This is a genomic window from Enterobacter cloacae complex sp. 394F7, from assembly GCF_057320385.1.
In genome coordinates this window covers 51,171-70,015 of record NZ_JBXWCS010000006.1, presented here as the reverse complement: position 1 = coordinate 70,015, position 18,845 = coordinate 51,171, and the positions used below count along the sequence as shown (strand labels likewise).

Genomic DNA, 18,845 nt, shown 5'->3' with positions numbered 1-18,845 from the left:
GTACAATCCAGAGCAGGATAAAGTGATGTCGCTGGCAAATTACACATTTTAGGAATTTTATGGCCTGCATTCTGGCTATGCCTGCATTCTGGCTATGCCTGCCATCTGCTCGCCGATATCAATGCTCTGCTACTGAGCAGCCCAGTAAATAATTACTGGGCTAACAGGAATGTCAATTTATGAAGAAATATAAAATCGCAAAATGCTATTAGCATTTACGATTATGATTTGACATTGATACGCTATCTAGAACTTACTTTTAATATTTTCGTATTTTTCATTATAACTATCCGCATTGCCAATACCTCTTCCCTGAATAATTTGCACAGTAGCTGAAATAACATTTTTTACTTTTTCATCTTTACTCATCTCAATATAGAGTCTTTCTGATACACCAGACTCTGTCCCACTTATCATGTTAACCACTGGGATATAAGATGAGGCATCTCTGGAAACATCCGTTTTAGAATAGATAAGCAGAAGGTTACCCTCATCCGTGAACGTCATACCATCAGGATTACCTAATAAATTTATTACTTTCGTTTTATCACTACCTTTTTCTAATTCTGTAAATGCCAAATTACGGGCACTTACATAATCAAGATTATATTTATTAGGATTATGTAAATCTTTTACAAAGATACCATGATTAATGACAATATTATCAGGCCCATAGACTACTGAAAGAACTCTATGTGCATAAGTGCCGGTCATGCCGTTCAAAAATCCTGTATATGAAGCAACCGAAAGCTTCCCATCAGGGAATGTTTTCTTTAAAGCAGAACGGGATTCATCTTTTTTGCCAATAACACTGGACAAAGAAGAGACATTTGTTTCTCCGTCTATTATTTTTGAATTAATTAAAGCGTCACTGTTATTCTTATCAGACAATAATTCACTACCGCCGTTAAATGCAGAGCAAGCAGTCAGTAACATTGATGCTACAGCAACACTTAACAGTAATTTTTTTGACATATTTAAATATCCTTAATAAATTTTATCCTAATTTAGAAGGCACCATAATGCCCTCATCCCACAAGGATTCCGAGCAGGTGCTCAGAACCGCTATTACTAATTTTTTTCAGTAATACTGATAATCCCTTTGTATTACCCCTTCAGTCTTCAGTTTGGAGAATCTTTTGCTGCCGCTGCCCGCTCCCAAAACCACTCCGCCCTATAGTTTTGTCCTGGCTGGCTACTCATCCACAGGTCGCGTCCGATATCCGCAACGATTTTATCGCCACTCACCTGCGCACTGTTCAGGCTGGCGTCCCGACCGCTGTAGTAATCGTCGAGGGAAAGATCCCGGCGCAAGAGGCGGGATCTCTAATATCATGATTCCAATAATCGCAACCAATCATCAAAATCATCAATACCATACAAATAATCTCGATCTGAGGAAGGAAGATCGACCGCACCTAAGCTTTGAATCACTTTCCAGGCAACTTGATCTGTGATTCTAATATCATCTGCATCAATAATTGAAAAAGCCCATTGCGCAATATTGGTTCTATCTAGCGTACCCGATTTTAACTTATTAATTACGCTAGCAATTTCATAACGCGATGGAAATATGTTCATACTTATCTCCTTCCTCGATAATTACCATCAGCATCAAAAATATGGTGGATCTTATCATTGGTAACGATTTTCGTAGCCACACTATGAATATTTCCAGAATGGTCGAGTGTTTCATACCAGGATCTGATTTGGCCTGTTTTTTGGATCCCACTATCTTATCAATCTGGCCCCAGCCATTTCCCCAGTTGTTCTGGAAGGCGTCATTCCACCATAAAAGCGATAATTTCCATTATGCAGCTCCTTAACTCCAGCCTTCCCATATTTCTCAGTCTGTCGGAGCATTCTTTTAGTTTCGTCCCTTCCAGGGCACTAACTGTACGGTTTTCACCTTTAGCTATTCCACCACCGCCTTTCAGCGGATCGTCATCAGCCTCTTCAATACCTATCTTCAGCATTGGGTTTATGTCAAAGATCTTATCCTTGCTAAGCGAGTTATTCTCAACAACAACTTTATCCGATATGACGCAGACCGCCGGAGCTACATTTCCACTGCTACATCAGTATGTTACAACTACTTTCTCCCGAACACTCCACTGAATAGGGCGCAATGCCTCAATACGCAGTTTTGCACCCCGTTCTCTACTTTTCCCAGTAATGGTAAAGAGCTGATAGCCGCAACATCATACCCCTCCGGCATTAGTGGTGCATGAAGAGAGGGATTAAGAACTAACAGGTAAAAGGTCCCTGCTCAGTGGCCGGGACTGATCATTTGATTTGAATACTTATATGTTTCAGCCATTCTTCAGATGAAGGCCATTCGTTAGGATAATAATAATTACAATCCATTTGATTAAGTACTATGTCCTGTAATTCATCATCTGATAGCGAAAGAGCCAACAGATAATCTATTTCAGATTTCAGCTGCAACTGCTTTTCCACAGTTTCAGTAGCTTTGTAAGCAGCAAATGTTTCATCCGCATTTCCAAATAGCACTTCAAAATCTTGGTTAAAATAGCACCTTAGTAGATATGTAAGAGATGGGTATTTTTCTCTAATATTCATTGCATTGGATATCCAGTAATAATTTTATAGCCATCTGGCATTGAAGGATCTCTTCCTATGATGATTCTGGCATTTGTTACAGGTACAGCACTTGTTAAACCGCGAGTAACACTAATGCCAATAGGAGTAGAGGATTGATAGTCAAGCTCTAAGTAGCCTTTTTGGCTACCAGATAAATAATTTTGGATCTTTGCTTGGTTACTATCAATGGCTTTACTTGTTACAGCCTCTGCAACAGCCCTGTCTGTAAATGTCGGACAGCCATATCGGGGGAAGGAAAGAGCTTGTACACCAGTGATGTGCAGTGTACAAGCAACTCTCCGGAATCCTTTCATCAGTTGTATTTAAAATCGATAGTTATCTCTGATTTCGGTATATCAAGCTTAGCTATACAACCATGCCAAAACGGTTTTTCTTTTGATTTAAAATTCTCTATAAAAAACCTTCTAAGTAAAACCAATAACTCCCTTAATCTTTGATCCGTTACCCCATCCTCAGGTAAAAACCAATTTTTTTCGTTTTTCTCGTTAATATAATCATAATTAAAATGGCAGCTATCGCCTTCCGGAGATAGCTCTGCTTCCATTATGACTAACTTTGCATCACCAGGAGCCGAGTTATAAAGCAACTGTCCGATTTCTTTGTATATTTCATCATCTAGACTCATTTTTTGCCTCCTGGAGCGTTGTCAATGTTTACACGAGTTGGCCTTCCATTATCAACAGAATAAGTCACATTAAAGCTGCTGGGCCGCTTGCTGTTGTCAGCATAGATGGGTTGTATTTGCACATCAACCTTTTTACCCGCTTTAAGATCTTTCGCCCAGCTATTTTCCATCTGTTTCCAAACGCCTTTGTTTAGATTCCCATCCATAGGAACTATATTTAATCTTTCTCCAGGTCCACCAAAAATACTGGCTACTAAATGACCGCCCTCATCGCCAGGATTACCGCATTTCCCACCAACACATTGCTGATATGTATTGCGATCATTTTTTGAGAACTCGAGGGTGGCTTTAATGTCACTTGGTCTGCTAAGTTCATTAGTATGATAGGTCTTGTTACCATCAACCTTATAAACCGTATTCGGCTCAGGTTTATTTAAGGTCTTGTTCCAAGCACCTTTCTTACCGGAGTCAACAATGACAATGTTTTTTCCTTCTGTTCCCGCGGCTGGTTTCCCGCCTTTACTCATCCCTCCGGTTACAGCCCCAAGCGCAGCCACAGCAAGAATTTCGGCCTGTTGCTTGTCGATACCATAACGACTCTGTAACTGGCTGGCAAACTCAGTACTGGTAACAACACCTTCTGCTTCGATCTGTTGCGCCAGCAACGAGGACATATCGTTCTTCATTGCAGACGGCACATCTGCACATCTGCACCTAACACGCGATTAATAGCTTCTCGTACCAGCATTCCGTTAGCAGGTATATCTCCATATTTTTTCTTTACAGGCCGCCGGGTTTGTTGCACAGACAGCGATCATTTCCTGCTGTTGCTTCAGGCTGAGATCTTCCATCTCCTTGACGACCTGTTTGCAGTCGCCACGAGTCTCACACCTTCTCGCCCTTGCCGCAAAACTGTCAATCTGATCGGCACTTAGCGCATTATTCTCAACAATAACTCGCTCCGATGCACTCATTGAGAATGAAAGGCTTTTTCCGTTTTAAATCAGATTGTTACAGGCCGTTTCGCTTAAACATTTTGTCCCTGCCAACTTTTTACCCCGACGCGCTTTCCTGGCCCGGAGACGCTACCGCCCAGCCGTGACACAAGATCTATCGCAGCACCATCATATAAGCAAACTTCAGCATCAATTAGGATGCTGAAATCTTGGATTTATATTTCAACTAAGAAGTTCCTTTGATACGTTGCCAGTATCAAAAAACTCTTTTAAGATCTTTACAATAAATTCAGAGTCTTTTGTAAGCTGAGACTCTGGCCAGTAATCTCCAAGAATCAATATTCCTGTATCAGGTTTAGATGAATCCCAGTACGTTCTTACTTGGTATTCATCCTCAACAATTTCACCTAATGTTATCAAATAATAACCATTCTCCGTTCTAATCTGAAGCATTTCAGCGCTATCATCGCTACTATTCAGTATATCAAGAGTAAGGGTTCCTTTTTTCCCCTGAATTAGTTTAAACTGATTTAATACCATATCCAAATTTTGGATCTGTTTATTGCCACCAATTTCGTCCAGTGTCCAACTCATTTTAAAATTCATTTTAATCCCTAACCTTGAGAGATTTCATGCCAGGCTGCCAGAAGAGGACTGATCCAGTAGCCTCTTCATAAATTGTTAAAGATTTTAGCCCCGCTTTATCAGCCATAGCTGCTATATCACCGCGGCAATAACCACATACAGGCTCTTTAGATACACTCATTGTCATCTCACGCCCTTGAGACATCCCTTTTTCAAAAGCTTGCTGTATAACACCTACTTCCGCATGAGCTGTAGCCATATTGCCGTTAGGAAGAGGCTTGTTTTGCTTATCTATTTTAGCCTGGATTCGTCCATCGATGAGTGTTGGCTTATTCACATCTGCTAAGTTAGAAGGTCTTGCCCCCTGATTAGTATCAGTGAACTTTGCTCCATCAACATTACCTTTTGCCACGACCTTAAGACTAGCATCAACGATTTTACTTAATTGTTTTGCTGCAGCAGAACCCAAAATTGGTGTTACTGAAGTCGCAATGATCTCCAGACCCTGCTTCGTTTCGGTGTAGCTTTCTGCGGTCTGACGATCAACCCCTTTGGTGACCATGAAATAGTTAATCATGGCATCTTTCACCTGCTGCTGATTCTGTGCATCAACACTAGTGATATCAAGGAGATTGACTATCTGCCCATACGCATCAGAGTACTGTTGGCTATATTTCGAGTTATACGGGCCATCTTCATACCCCTCTTTTGTCGCAATGACTTTTAGTCTTGCACCTGCACACGCTGAGCTACCCGCATTACCATTTCCGCAGGCATCAATAACGTCTTTATCACTGGCAATGTCTTTCTCGCGCAGAGCGTCATATTTCTGTTTCGCTAACTCACGCTCTTTTGGGTCTTTGCTGTTCTGGAGAGTCTGTTTCGCCAGCTCAAGCTCTGTCTTTTCAGACACGCTAAGATAGTTATTCTCAACCGCATTCTTCCCGCCCTGCGCCCCAGCAGCTGCTGAAGCCGTGCTGTCTCCCGCTATTCCTCCAGCCATCCCCGCCGATATCGTCGCCAGCGTGCTGACCGTCTGCTTCTGCTCCTCGCTCAGGTCACTCACCGCTTTGCCCGGATACATCGCCTGCATGATTGCACGCGCAGCCAGTTCCCCCGTAGCGGCACCGGCCGCACCCGCCGCTGCACTGTTCCCCTGCAGCGCCGCAACCGCGCCGCCCAGTATCGCGTGCGCAATGGTGTTGACCGCCGGATTGCCCTCCGTCGATTTCAGCAGATGCGCCAGCTCCGGTGCCGAGGCTCCCGCCAGCGCGCCGGCGATATCTCCGCCTGCCAGCCCCTGAAGCGCAGCCGTCGCCGCCTGAATGCCACGCTGAATGGTGCTGCCCGTACCAAACTTCGCCTGCTCATCCCGGTACGTCTGCGTCTCTTTCAGTTGCTCAACCGTCAGGTCAGGGTGCGTCTTACGCGCTTCCTTCAGCGCATTCAGCTCGCCCTGCGTTCTGGCGATGTCTGCCACCTGCCCGCCGATATCGCTGATGGCACTCACCTGCGCGAGCCGCCGCTGCTCCTTCTCTTTGTCAAATATCGGGCTGATGCTGTCGTTTGCGTGTTCTGTATCCCGGCTCAGGCTGGCCACATCCTGCTGCTGGTTTTCGGTATCACGGATGGTGATGTTACCCTCGCCCACCGCCGCCTGTGTCGTACCCTCCGCATGACCGCTGCTGCCCGCTGCCGATACCACGCCGCCCGGCAGGTTGCCCTTGAATGCATCACCGCCAAAGTCACCGCCGCCGCTCAGGCTGACGCCGCTGTGGCTGACCTTGTAATCCGCCTCGTTGTGGATATCCCGGAAGCCCAGCGTTGCTGTATCGAGACTGTTTTTGTCCGCCGTCGCCGTCGAGGCAATCACCGCACCGTCAAGCTGCGTGTGGCGTCCCACCGTCACATCAAAACCGCCATCGCCCGCGAAGAGCCCTGTCTGCTCCTGCACCGAGTCATACGTGCTCTTCATTTTGTCCTGGCTGGCACTGATGTAGCCGGACCCCGTCATGCTGCCGAACGAGAAGCTGCCGCCTGCCGCCGTGCTGTTCTGCGTCGATTTATAATCGTTGCTGTCCTGCTGGCTGCTCATCCACAGGTCGCGCCCGATATCCGCAACGATTTTATCGCCACTTATCTGCGCGCCGTTCAGAATGGCGTCCCGACCGCTGGTCATGGAGACCGTACCGCCGCTGTCGAGCGTCGTTTCCGTCCAGGCCGTACCGTCGCCCTTTTCACTGCCTTTCGAAGCATTCACATTCGCAAACACACCGATGCCGTAACCGCTCTTGCCGCCGCCAATGCTGACGCCTGCACCGCCACCGCTGCTGCTGTTCTTTCCTGTCGTCTGCTGTGTGCTGGCCGCACCGCCCAGCACTATGTCGTTCGCTGCGACAAGCGCGGTGTCGCCGCCCGCCTTCAGCTGGCTGCCGCCGATAAGGATGTTGCCGCTGTTCTCCCCTTTCCCTTTTCCGGTCGCGGTAATGGACAGATTATTCCCCGCATTCAGCGTACTGCCCGCAACCGTGTCACTCTGCATGTGCTGCTCGGATTTCGATTTCTGCGAAGAGAGCGAAACGCTGACGCCGATACCGCTGTTGGGATCGCCGTTAATCTGCGCCATTTCTGCACCCTGCGACGCCTGTACGCCTGACAGTGCCGCTTTGGTGGCCTTCAGCGCCGCAAGGCGGTCATCGCTCTCGCCTTTCGCGTCACGTGCCGTCTGCACTGCACTGTTCACCGCGCTCCCCGCCGCCCCGGACAGCGCCACCGTCAGCCCGCTGCTCTTCTGCTCAAAGGTCTCATCGCGGGTGCGTTTGTCATGCCCCGGCTCAATCACCACGCTGTCACCGGTCAGGCTGATATCCTTCTGTGCGATGATATCTGCCCCACCGATATGCGCCTGTTTGCGCGCTGCAATGCTGACGTTGCCGCCCGTCGAGCCGACGGTGCTGAAGCTCTCGCTCTGGGTGGTACCCTGCTCGCGAAGATCGTGGGTGGACTTGCTGCTGCCGATGGTGAAGCCAATGCCACCCGTGCCCATCAGACCGGACTTTTTGGTCTCCTTAAAGCGCCAGGCCGTGTCGGTGTTGGTCGCCGCCACGATGTCCACATTGTTGCCTGCGGACAGGGCCACATCGCCGTCGCCAGCGACCGCAGAACCTAACACCCGCAGGTTGTTACCCGCCGACACCGTTACATTGTCGCCGCTCAGCAGCGAGCCTTTCTCCCGTGTCGCGCTGTCTTCCTCGATGGTGTGGGTGGTCTTTTTGCTCAGGAAGCCGCTACTGGTTTTAGTTTGTTCTCGATAGCGGTAATCGCTCTCCGTCGCCGTCGTCAGATTTACGTCGCGGCCTGCCGCCACGCCAATATCGCCCTGCGCTGTCACGTCAGCCGCCTGCGCGGTTACGTCGCGCCCTGCGAGGATCACCGTATTCCCCCCGCTGGCAATCTCCGTACCCTGCTGACGAACAGATTCGTCAATGGCGGTTTTTTTCTTCGCATGGCTGCTGGAGCGTTCCATCGACGCTTCCGCCAGCAGGTTCACATCCCGACCGGCCTGAATGCCCACATCGTCTTCCGCCGCTATCGCCGCCGCACGGGCATTCACGTCGTTACCCGCCTGCAGGGTGAGGTCACCGCCCGCGCTCAGGGTGCTGCCCTGATGCGCGACGGACGCCGTCTCCGTGGTCGCACGGTTGCGCCCGGCACGTCCTTCGCTGGTCGCGATCTCGTTGGCGGTGATGTTGATATCATTCCCCGCCGCCATACCCAGGCTGCCACCCGCCGACACGTTTGCGCCGGTCACGTTGATATCCTGTCCGGCGCGCATCGTCAGCCCGTCGGTGGCGATGATGGAGGCCGTCTTGCCGACATCGGTGCCACTGAAATGCACATTTCCCGCATCGACATTCCACTGCTGTGCGCGGGTGATGTTGTTAATGCTGCCCGCGACGCTCTCCAGCCCTACCGTTTTGCCGCTGATGGTGGATCCGATGTTATTGATATCCCCCAGCGCGCTCAGGTTAAGCCCGCCGCCTGCGCTCAGCAGTCCGGCGTTGAGGTTGCTCAGGCTGTTGCTGCTGTCGATTGAGAGCCCATTCTGCGACGCAATTGTACTACCGCTGTTAATGACGTTACCGCCCGCCAGCTGGACGTTATTGCCGCTAATCACGCTGCCGCTGTGAACGGTGACATCCTTCGGCGACAGGTAGACTTTCGGGATCATCACCGTCTGACCATTGATGGTCGCTGACTCCCACCAGAGCATGCTTTTATCGAGTGCAGCAACCTGCTCAGCCGTGAGCGCCACGCCGAATTTCAGCCCCAGCGTTTTTTGTTGCTCTGCGGCGCTGTCCATCAGGTAGCGCATCTGATCGAGATCGGTGCCGATGCCGTTGATATAGCGGCTGCCGGTCTGGTTCAGAATCGCGTTACTGACGTAACGGGTATCAAACGCCGCGTCGCCGAGGAACCGGTAGTCGCGATCCGGGTTCAGGCCGAGCCTGTCCAGGAAATAGGACGAGCCAAGGAACTGGTTCCGGTCGGTGTACGCGCTGTTGGTTTCACGCGGTGTGGCATCGGGTGTTATGCCAAGCAGGTCATACAGTCCATTAAACAGGCTGTCGTCCATGTTGCCGAGGTCATCGAGCTTCGGGTTCACCGTAATCAGATACGGGCTATCGGGATCGTTGGAGGGAACAAAATAGCCGTTGTTGCCGGACGGCAGTGGATAGTTACCGCTGCTGCCGTTTTGGTCGGAGAGTGATGAACCGCCGGAGATATCTTTCAGGGCGTCACTCACCGCATCACGCCATTGCGGGGTGGTGATGTCCTGCGCATCCGCTTCGACAAGGGACTGCGCCTGCTCGCTGCTGGTAATGGACTGGTTGCTGAGCGGAGTCAGCGTAGGGGCGGCAATCGTATTGCTAAAGCCATCCGTGTTGGCGGTGACGAGAGTGTTGCTGATGTCGTTGGTGAAGGTGGCAGAGACATTACCGCCTGCCTGTATTACAGCTCTGACAACATTAGCGGTATTTTCTGATTCGGCCTCACGCCCAGTCAGAATATAGGTTACACCACCAGCATTAATGGTTGATGCCGTGTAGACAAGATATTCAGTCTCAGAACTCGCCTGGTAGCTTTGATTGTTGAGCTGCTCACCTTTTAGGCTAATATCGCGATTAGCAAGTATATTGCTACCGCTATTGTCGAGATAATTGGCAGTGATATTGAGATTATTAGCTGATGCGATGCGCGCTGCATGGCCAGTACTGGTTACATCAACCTCAGTTCTTTTAATCGCAAAACGTTTGGTTTGACCCGAATCATTAATCCGATAAGAAGTGGTAAAGAAAGGCTCATCCATGCTGCACGCACCTGGATAGGTTGGAAAACTCATGCAGCTTCCTACCCAGACATCCGTACGATTTTTTTCTGTTGAATAACTTCCTTCCTCCATATCATCCAGGCTTACGACAAAGGATGATTCGCCAACCCAGGAAGGGTTATCCAAATCAGTTATCTGTGTATTCGAATTACTTCCATCCCGCTCATTTAATAAGTGGGCTGTATTGATCGTAATGTCACCCTTCTGCGTCTCAATATTCCCGGACGTATTCACCACTTCACTGTTAGCCGCACCCGCCGCATTTTTCTGCATCCACAGGCTATTCCCTGCCAGAATATCGCCGTAGACGTTATGAATACGGTCGGCAAAGAGCTGCATATTATTCGCGGCATAAATCAGTGCGGTATTGAGCAAGGTGCCCACAGCATTCATCGTCAGGCTGCCAGCCGTACCGGTAAAGCCATTTACGGTTATGTCACTCAGGCTGTTAAATACCACGTCGCCGCCTGCCGAGAGGCTACCGGCTGCATTGAGCACAATACGTTGCGCGCTGAACGTGCTATCACCCTTACCTGCAGTGAACTGGCCGTTGTTGGTTAATACTCCACCCGTGCTCAGAACGAGGCTGTTTCCCTGTAGGGTGCCATTATTGGTGATATCCCCCTGAGCGGTGAGAGACAGGGTGTTGCTGGCGGCCAGCGTTCCACTGAACTCAAGCGCATTTAACAGATGAAGCGTGACATCTCCCAGCGCCACAATCTGTCCGGCGTTTTTCAGCGTGCCGCTGTTGAGCGTGAGGTTACCCGCGCTGAACAACTTACCGCTGATGGTATGGGTAATCTCATCGCCCTTCACCGTAAGCGAACGGGTACCGAGAGCCGTACCGTTGTTACTCAGTTTTTGATAATTAACCAGCAGGTCTGCACCCTGCAGCATGCCGTCGTTGGTCAGCGTCGTTCCCCGTAGCTCAGCGTTGTCAGTGGCGAGTATCCGCCCACTATTTGCCGCGTTCACCACATCCAGCAGCAACCTCACCGCCTGAACCAGACCACTGCTGCTGTTCGCCAGTTCCGGTGCGGTCAGCGTGAGTTTGCCACCGGAGAGCATTTTGCCGTCGTTCTGTACGCGGGTGGTGGCCTTCACCGAAGATTCCCCACCGCCCTGTAGCGTGCCCTGATTGTTCAGCGTGGCTGTCGATACCGTCAGCGCATTCTCGCTCAGCAGCACACCGCTGGCGGTATTGTTCAGCGCGCCCGAGGCATTCAGCGTCAGCGCTTCTCCCTGAAGCCGTCCGCTGTTAATGAGTTGCCCGGCGGTAACCGTGGTCGCTTTCCCCTGGATTTGCCCGGCATTCGTTGCATTATCCGCATCAAGCGTCAGCGCGCCTGCACTGAGCAGTTTTCCTCCGGCCTGGTTATTCATCTGCGTAAGGGCGACCGAAAGCGCATCAACGCCGGTGATCTCACCGCTGTTGTTCAGGGTACTGGCCCCCAGCGTGAGGTGTTTTGCAATCCACTGCCCGCTGTTTGCCAGCGTCAGTGCTGAGAGCGCCAGTTCTCCATTGGAGGTGATTTTGCTGCCCGTTGTCCCGGTAAGGGTGCTGACAATTTGCGCATCCAGTAAATTTTCTGCCTGGATCGCACCGCCGTTCGTAAGCGCCTGCGCATGAATAAGTACCCGTTTCCCCTGCCATTGCCCTGCGTTACGCAGATCGCCGCCCGTCACGGACAACTCGCCCGCGGTCAGCAACGATCCCGACGCGTCATTCACCAGCGTCAGTAATGGCGCCGCCATCTCCAGGCGCGCGGCCAGCGTCAGGGCGGCAATCCCGGTCAGCGTTCCGCTGTTCGTGATGTTGTCCTGATGCGCGGTGACGCGATTCCCCTGAAGCGTACCACTGTTGCGCAGCGTCTTTCCGTTAAGCGAAAGGTCACCGGCCGACAACATATTGCCGCTGTTAACGGTATTGACCGCATTCAGCGTGCCGTTGCCCTGGCTCATCAGTTCGCCGGTATTGCTGAGCGTTCCAGCGGTCGTCACGTCAAGTGAGCCGGTCGCGAGGGAACTTCCGCGGTTAGTCCAGTCGTGGGCACGGATGCTGACATCCTGTCCCTGGAGCTGCCCTGCGGTAGTCAGCGTGGTACCTGAAAGGCCGAGTTCTCCCCCCGTCAGCGTGCGGGAGCCTGTCAGTAAATTCAGGATTCCGGCGGTCAGTGATAATGCGCTATCGCCCTGTAACAGACCGGCACTTTCCAGGCGATCGGCATTCAGCGTCAGGGTGTTGCCCACCATGCTGCCCGCACTGGACACCGACTGTGCCGTGATGCGGTTTGCCCCTTGAGCCAGCAGCATCCCCTCCGCGCTGTTCTTCAGCGTCTCGTAATCAATTGCCAGTGAAGTACCGCTCAGCTCGCCGCTGTTGGTCAGATTTGAACCAGAGAGGGAAAGCGCCGCGTCGCTGGTGATAATACCGGCGTTGTTCAGTTCAGAGAGGGAAAGTGACAGTGCCGACGGGCTGTACAGCACGCCGCTGCTGCGGTTATCCAGCAGACGGGTAACCAGCGACAGCGTTTGTCCGGCGTGAATCAGACCACCGTTAATGACCTCAGGGCTGTCGATTGCAAGCGAGGGGGCCGTCAGGGTTCCACCGTTGCTGAGATGGCCGGTTTCAACCTTAAGCCCTGAAGCTGATGATTTTCCCGTGTGGTTGAGGCTGCTGTCAGCCTTGAACGTCATGTTGCCTTTGGCAGCCTGAGTTCCTTCAAGTGTTGCGCTTTGCACGGCCACGCCGACGCTGTTGCCCTGTGTCTGTGCCGTGGCCGTGGTGTTGAGGCTGCGGCCCTGCACGGTAACGGCACCACCGGCACTGGTTTCACCTGCAAGCGTGGTATCGGTGTTGTTCAGCGCCACATCCCCGTCGCTGTGGGTCACTGACGTTGCGCTGGCGGTGAACGTCTTCCCTGAGGTGGTGAGCCCCCGGACACCGGAAAGCGTACCGCTGTTGACGATCTGCGCCGCGTTCAGCGTTAGCGTGTCATCGCTGATAAGCGTGCCGCTGTTGTTCAGATTGCCGCTCGCGGTTACGGTGGTTTTCCCTTTCGCACCGGTCTCACCGGAAAGCGTGGCATTGTCTGCGCGGATATCCAGCGTGGAGGCGCTCTTCAGCGCGCCGGAGCTGGTGATATCCGTCCCGGAGACGGTCAGGCTGTTGCCCTGAACGGTGCCGTTATTGCTGAATATACCGGTGTTAATCCGGGTATCCGCCACGGCGGCTAATGTGCCATTGTTCGCGAGGCTGCCCGCGCTGACGGCGAGAGAGTGTCCGGCGGTTGTGCTGCCTTTCAGTTGGCTGTGGCCAGACGTGGTAAGCGTGATGTTCCCGCTGGCATTTGTTGTGCTGCGGCTCTCCTGCGTCAACGTCTGCGCGTTAAGGGCAATCTCGGAAGCACTGAGACTTCCCTGCTGCACCAGTTCGCCACCCTTGACCGACAGTTGCTTCCCCGCCACAAGAGAACCGTTAAGCGCCGCATTTTTCTCAGCATTTACGGCAAGATGACGACCCGCGCTTGCCTGGGCATCTGCGCTCTGGATCAGGGTGGTCGCCGCAAGCGTAGCGTCATTTGCCGCCGTGAACGCACCGCCGTTTTGCGTCAGCGTGCCGCGGGTTGTTAACTGAAGGTTGTTATCCGCGGCAACGTGAGCCTGGTCAAGCGTCAGCGCCGTCTGGCCGGAGACCGTGACATTGCCACCCGCTTTATGGTCCCCGCGTAACGTTACGTCCGCCGCGCTGACCGTGGTGCTGCCGCTGGCAAGGGTGTTTTTCAGCACCACTTTTCCCGCACTGCTGAGCGCAATATCCCCCTGTCGCGCGTTAAGGTTGCCCAGGTTTACGCCCACCCCCGTTTCACTGGAGACCAGACGGATCCTGTTAGCGTACATGCCGCCCAGCGCGCCGGTGTCTACCGCGACCTTCGGGGCTGTACCTTCACCTTTTAACGCATTGACGCTGCCATCCGCCGCTACGCGGTTCGCCCCTGCAACGACACGTAAATCTTTCGCATGCAGTTGCGCGTTGATCTCCGTCGCACGGGAGATGATCGACACCGCATCGCTCTGCGAGCCATTGAGGCCCGCGCCCTCGATGGTGACCGCACCCTGGGTTACATCAAGAGATTGCAGCTTACCGCTGGCATCAAGCACCGGTTTACCCGTGGTGAGGGTCACATTCGGCGTGTTGATAAATCCGCAGCCGTTACAGGTGATACCGTAGGGATTCGCCACGATGACGTTCGCCGCCTTGCCGGCCACTTCGGTATAGCCCTGCAAATTTGAGCGGTTAACGCCGGTGACTTCGTTGATGATGCCTTTGGCTTCCTGCCCGGCCTTCAGGTTGGGGTTATTCTGGATAAGCCCGCCAAGCTGAGTCTGGTTAAGCTGCCCGGTCGCGTTATTGAGGATCAGCCCCTCTTTCCCGACGTTGTAGTCGTTGTATTTGTTATGGGAAATACCGGACTGGTTCGGCGTGGCGATGTTCACCACCGGCACGCCGTTAGCCGCCTTATCCATCTGCGTATTGCCGGACGGGGTGATGGATGCCGCCACCGCGGGTAACAGCGGCTGCGTTGCCAGCAGCACGCTCAGTAACGCGCTCAGCGCGCGCTGTGAAAAACGAACCTGATCCTGTTTCATCATCCCTGTCCCTTAGAAAGCCACTGATACGCGGTAGTAAATCGTGAGGTGATCCGGTGCCAGCCAGTCCGGATACGCCATCGGTGTGCCAACGGTAAACTGGCTTGAATAGCCGCGATGAGCCGTCGTCAGACCAAACGCGGCGCCCCACAACGTGCCGGAGGCGTAACGGTCAAATCCGTCCTTCTTCAGCCAGCCACCATCGACTGCCGCCAGCAGGCCAACATCCCCCACCCACGGCAGCGTAAAGAGCGAATAATTGAGTTCATTTCGCCAGTAACCGCCGTTATCACCGGAGAGGTACTGCTCTTTGAAGCCGCGCACGGAGGTCTCTCCCCCCAGCGTCAGGCGCTCGCTGCCGTACAGCCGGTCCGGTGACCACTGAAAATAGACGCTGGTCAACCACCACAGCCCGTCAGCAACCGGGCGCTGAAAACTGCCGTTGACGCTCCATTTGCGGAACTCGGCTTTCGGCACATCGCCATGTTTGTCGTTATCATCTTCGGCGCCAAACCACGGCACACCCTGAGTGAAGGTCGGGTTCAGGGTCGCCACGCCGGAGGCAATTTTTTGCGTGTGGTTAAGGCCCAGGGAGAAACTTGAAAGTTTGCGGCTGCTGGTAGCCAGCAGAACATCGTCGAGATAGTTATGGTTGATGCGGTGGGTGATGCCCGCCGACACGCCGGTTTTGATATCACCATTGCGGAACAGCACCCATGAGCCATTCAGACGGTGGGTTTCAGTGTCGCCCGTCGAACGCCAGAGCCAGCCGTTATTATCGATGGTGCTGAGGTAGTTGCTCCAGCTGTAGCTGTAGTCCAGCAAGCCGTAGCCGTAAGGCACGCTGACCCCGGCGGCAAAATTCTGAGCATCATGGCTGTTCGAAAAATCGCTGCTGCGCCCGCCGCTGATAAACCACTTATCCGCCAGCCCCAGCAGGTTATTGCCGTACAGCGCGCCATTGAGTTGTCCGGTACCGGTACTCTTTTGCCCGCTGTTATCGAAACTCACTGAACCGCTGAGCGGGAATTCAGGCGAAGCCGTCAGATTGACGATTGAATAGCCCTGTCTGTCGCCGGGCAAAATTTCTATTTCAACCGGCGTCTGGCGCACGCGATTAAGCTGCTCCATGCCCTGTTCGATATCGCGCAGGTTAAGAATTTTCCCTTCGAGGCCAGGGAAGGTCATGCTCAGCGTGCGGGCGGGAACCCCTTCAAGCCGGATTTGCTGGAGTTTGCCTTCCAGTACCGCGAGATGCAGTACGCCACCAGAGAGATCCTGCTCGGTTAAAAATGCGCGGCTGGTGATATACCCCCGGCTGATATACCAGTCAGAGACGGCGTTGGTCAGGGCGTTGAGACGCGCCATATCAAGACACTGGTTCACCCACGGCGCAACCAGGCGATCTTTGGCTAACGGAGAAAGAAGGGTGGTACCCGTCAGCTCAATGCGCGAGATAACAAAGCAGGGACCTTGCGGAGTCGCAGCACTGTCGGGCTGAACAGGACGCGGTAATACCACGCTGCGCTCCAGCTCTTCACGCTGGCGCTGGTTTTCATTCAGCAGCTGCTGCTGTTGCTGCTGAATAGTATTACGGTCGGCCGGAGACAGGGGGGCCGCCTGCGCAGCACCTGCCAGCAAGGCCATGCCAGCCAGCACCTGTAGTATCGACGTTTTCCCTGTCATCACTGCCACTCCTTGCTAAAAGTCCGTTTTCAGACTTGCCTGTCAAAAAACGCGCAACTTATGTCAAAAAGTAAACAGTGTAAATACACACATTTAATTTAAGGTCTATTTTGCTGCATTTTCAGAATTTAGCGGGTGACACTGCGTAAATCTAAAGAAATCCCCCATCGCGCCGATCATCATCCGTGTGTATTATTTCCTGTAGCGTTTCCAACAACTAACCTTAACTCAAATACTTAAGCGCCAAAGCGAAAGGCATCATGAGCACACCGATCAAACGGCTAGAAATCATTAAAAATGCCATTGAACTGGAAGATGACGACATCATTCAGAGCCAGCTAACCCGGCTGAAAAATGAAGCGTTTGACGATGAGCTACAGGCAATCGTCGTGGCGCTTGAGCAGAAAAACTACACTGCGGCCATCGCCGCGATCGTCGCGTGGCTACAGAGCCAGCGTGCCGTGACGCCATGGCGCGATCCGCAGGTCGCCGCGAGCAAACTGGAACTGAAAGCGCTGGAAGAGCGACTGCGCGATCTGATTGACCGCCGTAACGCGCGCGTACAGCAGCTTGATGAGTTCAACGATCTCTATTTCTCCCGCCTGGGCCCGCTGATGCAGCAGATCCTCGCCCTGCGTAAAACGCTGGCCGAGCTGAACCTGCGCCGCCAGCAGGCTGAGGCGCGTCGTCGCGAGGAAGACTACCGCCGCTGTCAGCGCTACATGGCCCAGGCCGTGGAGGTGCTGGCAACACTCACCCAGCGCTGGCGCGAACTTCCTGCCGATTCCGTACAGGCAGCCGAGGCGCGTAAGCATCTGCAGCAGCAAAGTAACCTGATTGCCAACCTGCTTGCCGAGGCGCTGGAGCTGGAGAGCGGCTTAACGCGTGAGGAAGAGCCTGCGCGTCAGGCGCGTGACGAGGCCAACGAAGAGTACGAGAAATACCGCGAGCAGCATCAGGATGCCGAAGTGCGTCTGCGTAAAGGGAAAGATCTTTCACAGGAGGATCGGGACGAGCTGAAACGGCTCTGGCGGCAGGCGAGCAAGCTGTGTCACCCGGATCTGGTGGCGGACGATTTGAAAGAAGAAGCCAACGCGATGATGGTGCAGCTCAACCAGGCTAAACAGCGTGGAGACGTCAAAGCCATTCGTTCTCTGGTGGCGCGCCTGCAGCAGGGCTTCGAGCCGCTGATGGCCAGCGACAGGCTGAACGATCTGGAGCGCATCCGCAAAAAAATGGCTCAGGTTCGCGAGCAGATCGACACCTTAGTGAACGAGCTGGCAGAACTGGAGAAAGAAGAATCCTGGCTGCTGGTGTCGTCGCTCAGCAATATGGAAGCGTACTTCGCGCAGCAGGAAAAGGCGCTGAACGAGGTCCGCGCCTCGCTCGAACATCAGGTGAGCGAAGCGCAGCTCGATTCAGCAGCGTAATTATTTCGCGTGCCAGTACGCGCTGGCACGCACCAGCTGCTGATCGATAGCCTCAGTCTCAAACAGTCGGCTCAGGTTTTTAACCACCTTCCCTTCCCCGGTCAGCCAGATAAAGTAATCTTCCGCCGGAACGTTCAGCGACGCCAGCTGCTCAACCACCGCCTGCTCGCTGTGGCCGATCACCCAGGTGATGTTGAACGCGCTCAGGTGCGCCAGATAATCCTTGTATGATTCATCCCCGACGGTGACCACCGCGTGAATTTCCGGGCGTTTCGGCAAGCTGGCGATGCCTTCCAGGCGGCGACGCAACGCCGGCATCCCGGACTCATCGCACACATACAGCTGCCAGGCGTAATCCTTCGGTACTACCAGCGAACCGCGCGGGCCACCAATCGTCAGCCTGTCGCCCACTTTCGCCTCTAGCGCCCACTGGCTGGCAACGCCACCGTCATGCACGAAGAAATCAAGCGCCAGCTCGTGCTTCGCGGCGTCGTACAGCGGTGTGTAATCCCGGCTTTGCGGGCGCACGCCGTCGCCCCAGTCAATGCCCTCGTCGGTGACCACCGGTGGCACAAACGTCGTTCCCGGGGCCGGGAAAAACACTTTGGTGTGATCGTCGAAACCGCGGGAGCTAAAGCCCTCCAGCGCTTCGCCGCCTAAAACTATGCGCTGAAAACCAGCGCTTACGCGCTCAACACGGAGCACGGTCAGTTCACGAAAACGCAGTTCGTTACGCACGCGTTGTGGATAGCGGGTGGTTGCCATGTTAAGACCCTTCTCAGGTGAATACGATATATCTAAATTGATTTTAAATGATAATGATTGCTAATCAGCGAGAATGCAAGATCTTTTAGATTGCATCTGAATATATCTTAGATATAGTTTAGATATATCAA

At 53.1% G+C, this 18,845-nt stretch carries 13 protein-coding genes; 1 reads left to right on the top strand and 12 read right to left on the bottom strand.

The annotated features are described in order from the left end of the window. Positions 1–246: 246 nt before the first annotated feature. The 11 genes from AC2FAK_RS10780 to AC2FAK_RS10730 all read right to left on the bottom strand — a co-directional run bounded on the left by AC2FAK_RS10780 (position 247) and on the right by AC2FAK_RS10730 (position 16,519). The gene (locus tag AC2FAK_RS10780) at positions 247–975 is read right to left on the bottom strand and encodes a hypothetical protein (protein WP_095454874.1); all 729 of its coding nucleotides are present in this window, start codon (positions 973–975) and stop codon (positions 247–249) included. A gap of 147 nt (positions 976–1,122) precedes the next feature. After that, positions 1,123–1,314 (bottom strand): hemagglutinin repeat-containing protein, encoded by a 192-nt coding sequence (locus tag AC2FAK_RS10775; RefSeq protein ID WP_095454873.1) that lies wholly within the window; start codon positions 1,312–1,314, stop codon positions 1,123–1,125. A gap of 18 nt (positions 1,315–1,332) precedes the next feature. Next, positions 1,333–1,581 carry a hypothetical protein gene (locus AC2FAK_RS10770; protein ID WP_095454872.1) on the bottom strand — a complete coding sequence of 83 codons (249 nt, stop codon included), beginning with the start codon at positions 1,579–1,581 and terminating at the stop codon, positions 1,333–1,335. 200 nt (positions 1,582–1,781) lie between these two features. Beyond that, entirely contained in the window at positions 1,782–1,976 is a 195-nt protein-coding gene (locus tag AC2FAK_RS10765) for a hypothetical protein (protein ID WP_095454871.1), read from the bottom strand. 310 nt (positions 1,977–2,286) lie between these two features. Further along, the gene (locus AC2FAK_RS10760) at positions 2,287–2,583 is read right to left on the bottom strand and encodes a contact-dependent growth inhibition system immunity protein (protein ID WP_170942745.1); all 297 of its coding nucleotides are present in this window, start codon (positions 2,581–2,583) and stop codon (positions 2,287–2,289) included. Continuing rightward, positions 2,580–2,918: an RNase A-like domain-containing protein gene (locus tag AC2FAK_RS10755; protein ID WP_141236761.1), complete on the bottom strand. Its 339-nt coding sequence runs from the start codon at positions 2,916–2,918 to the stop codon at positions 2,580–2,582. The genes AC2FAK_RS10760 and AC2FAK_RS10755 overlap by 4 nt, the downstream gene beginning before the upstream one ends. After that, positions 2,918–3,250, bottom strand: a complete 333-nt coding sequence (locus AC2FAK_RS10750; RefSeq protein ID WP_047361260.1) for a hypothetical protein — start codon at positions 3,248–3,250, stop codon at positions 2,918–2,920. The genes AC2FAK_RS10755 and AC2FAK_RS10750 overlap by 1 nt, the downstream gene beginning before the upstream one ends. Then, on the bottom strand, positions 3,247–3,924 hold the full coding sequence (locus AC2FAK_RS10745) for a DNA/RNA non-specific endonuclease (protein ID WP_170942744.1): 678 nt from the start codon (positions 3,922–3,924) through the stop codon (positions 3,247–3,249). The genes AC2FAK_RS10750 and AC2FAK_RS10745 overlap by 4 nt, the downstream gene beginning before the upstream one ends. Positions 3,925–4,428: 504 nt before the next feature. Continuing rightward, the gene (locus AC2FAK_RS10740) at positions 4,429–4,800 is read right to left on the bottom strand and encodes a DUF6911 family protein (RefSeq protein ID WP_235147819.1); all 372 of its coding nucleotides are present in this window, start codon (positions 4,798–4,800) and stop codon (positions 4,429–4,431) included. A gap of 13 nt (positions 4,801–4,813) precedes the next feature. Continuing rightward, on the bottom strand, positions 4,814–14,836 hold the full coding sequence (locus AC2FAK_RS10735; RefSeq protein WP_095454870.1) for a hemagglutinin repeat-containing protein: 10,023 nt from the start codon (positions 14,834–14,836) through the stop codon (positions 4,814–4,816). Between the two features lie 9 nt (positions 14,837–14,845). Then, positions 14,846–16,519 (bottom strand): ShlB/FhaC/HecB family hemolysin secretion/activation protein, encoded by a 1,674-nt coding sequence (locus AC2FAK_RS10730; protein WP_095454869.1) that lies wholly within the window; start codon positions 16,517–16,519, stop codon positions 14,846–14,848. A gap of 260 nt (positions 16,520–16,779) precedes the next feature. On the opposite strand from AC2FAK_RS10730, the gene AC2FAK_RS10725 reads away from it, so the two are divergent. Beyond that, positions 16,780–17,949, top strand: a complete 1,170-nt coding sequence (locus AC2FAK_RS10725; protein ID WP_013098822.1) for a DNA repair ATPase — start codon at positions 16,780–16,782, stop codon at positions 17,947–17,949. On the opposite strand, the gene AC2FAK_RS10720 is transcribed toward AC2FAK_RS10725, so the two are convergent. Beyond that, positions 17,950–18,714, bottom strand: a complete 765-nt coding sequence (locus tag AC2FAK_RS10720; protein ID WP_029882943.1) for a siderophore-interacting protein — start codon at positions 18,712–18,714, stop codon at positions 17,950–17,952. Positions 18,715–18,845 lie beyond the last annotated feature (131 nt).

Bases quoted from the DNA above. Each gene is read 5' to 3' on its own strand.
- AC2FAK_RS10765 (WP_095454871.1), bottom strand. From the start codon at position 1,976: ATGCTGAAGATAGGTATTGAAGAGGCTGATGACGATCCGCTGAAAGGC.
- AC2FAK_RS10750 (WP_047361260.1), bottom strand. From the start codon at position 3,250: ATGAGTCTAGATGATGAAATATACAAAGAAATCGGACAGTTGCTTTAT.
- AC2FAK_RS10735 (WP_095454870.1), bottom strand. From the start codon at position 14,836: ATGATGAAACAGGATCAGGTTCGTTTTTCACAGCGCGCGCTGAGCGCG.
- AC2FAK_RS10740 (WP_235147819.1), bottom strand. From the start codon at position 4,800: ATGAGTTGGACACTGGACGAAATTGGTGGCAATAAACAGATCCAAAAT.
- AC2FAK_RS10780 (WP_095454874.1), bottom strand. From the start codon at position 975: ATGTCAAAAAAATTACTGTTAAGTGTTGCTGTAGCATCAATGTTACTG.
- AC2FAK_RS10770 (WP_095454872.1), bottom strand. From the start codon at position 1,581: ATGAACATATTTCCATCGCGTTATGAAATTGCTAGCGTAATTAATAAG.
- AC2FAK_RS10720 (WP_029882943.1), bottom strand. From the start codon at position 18,714: ATGGCAACCACCCGCTATCCACAACGCGTGCGTAACGAACTGCGTTTT.
- AC2FAK_RS10730 (WP_095454869.1), bottom strand. From the start codon at position 16,519: ATGACAGGGAAAACGTCGATACTACAGGTGCTGGCTGGCATGGCCTTG.
- AC2FAK_RS10760 (WP_170942745.1), bottom strand. From the start codon at position 2,583: ATGAATATTAGAGAAAAATACCCATCTCTTACATATCTACTAAGGTGC.
- AC2FAK_RS10745 (WP_170942744.1), bottom strand. From the start codon at position 3,924: ATGTCCTCGTTGCTGGCGCAACAGATCGAAGCAGAAGGTGTTGTTACC.
- AC2FAK_RS10725 (WP_013098822.1), top strand. From the start codon at position 16,780: ATGAGCACACCGATCAAACGGCTAGAAATCATTAAAAATGCCATTGAA.
- AC2FAK_RS10755 (WP_141236761.1), bottom strand. From the start codon at position 2,918: ATGAAAGGATTCCGGAGAGTTGCTTGTACACTGCACATCACTGGTGTA.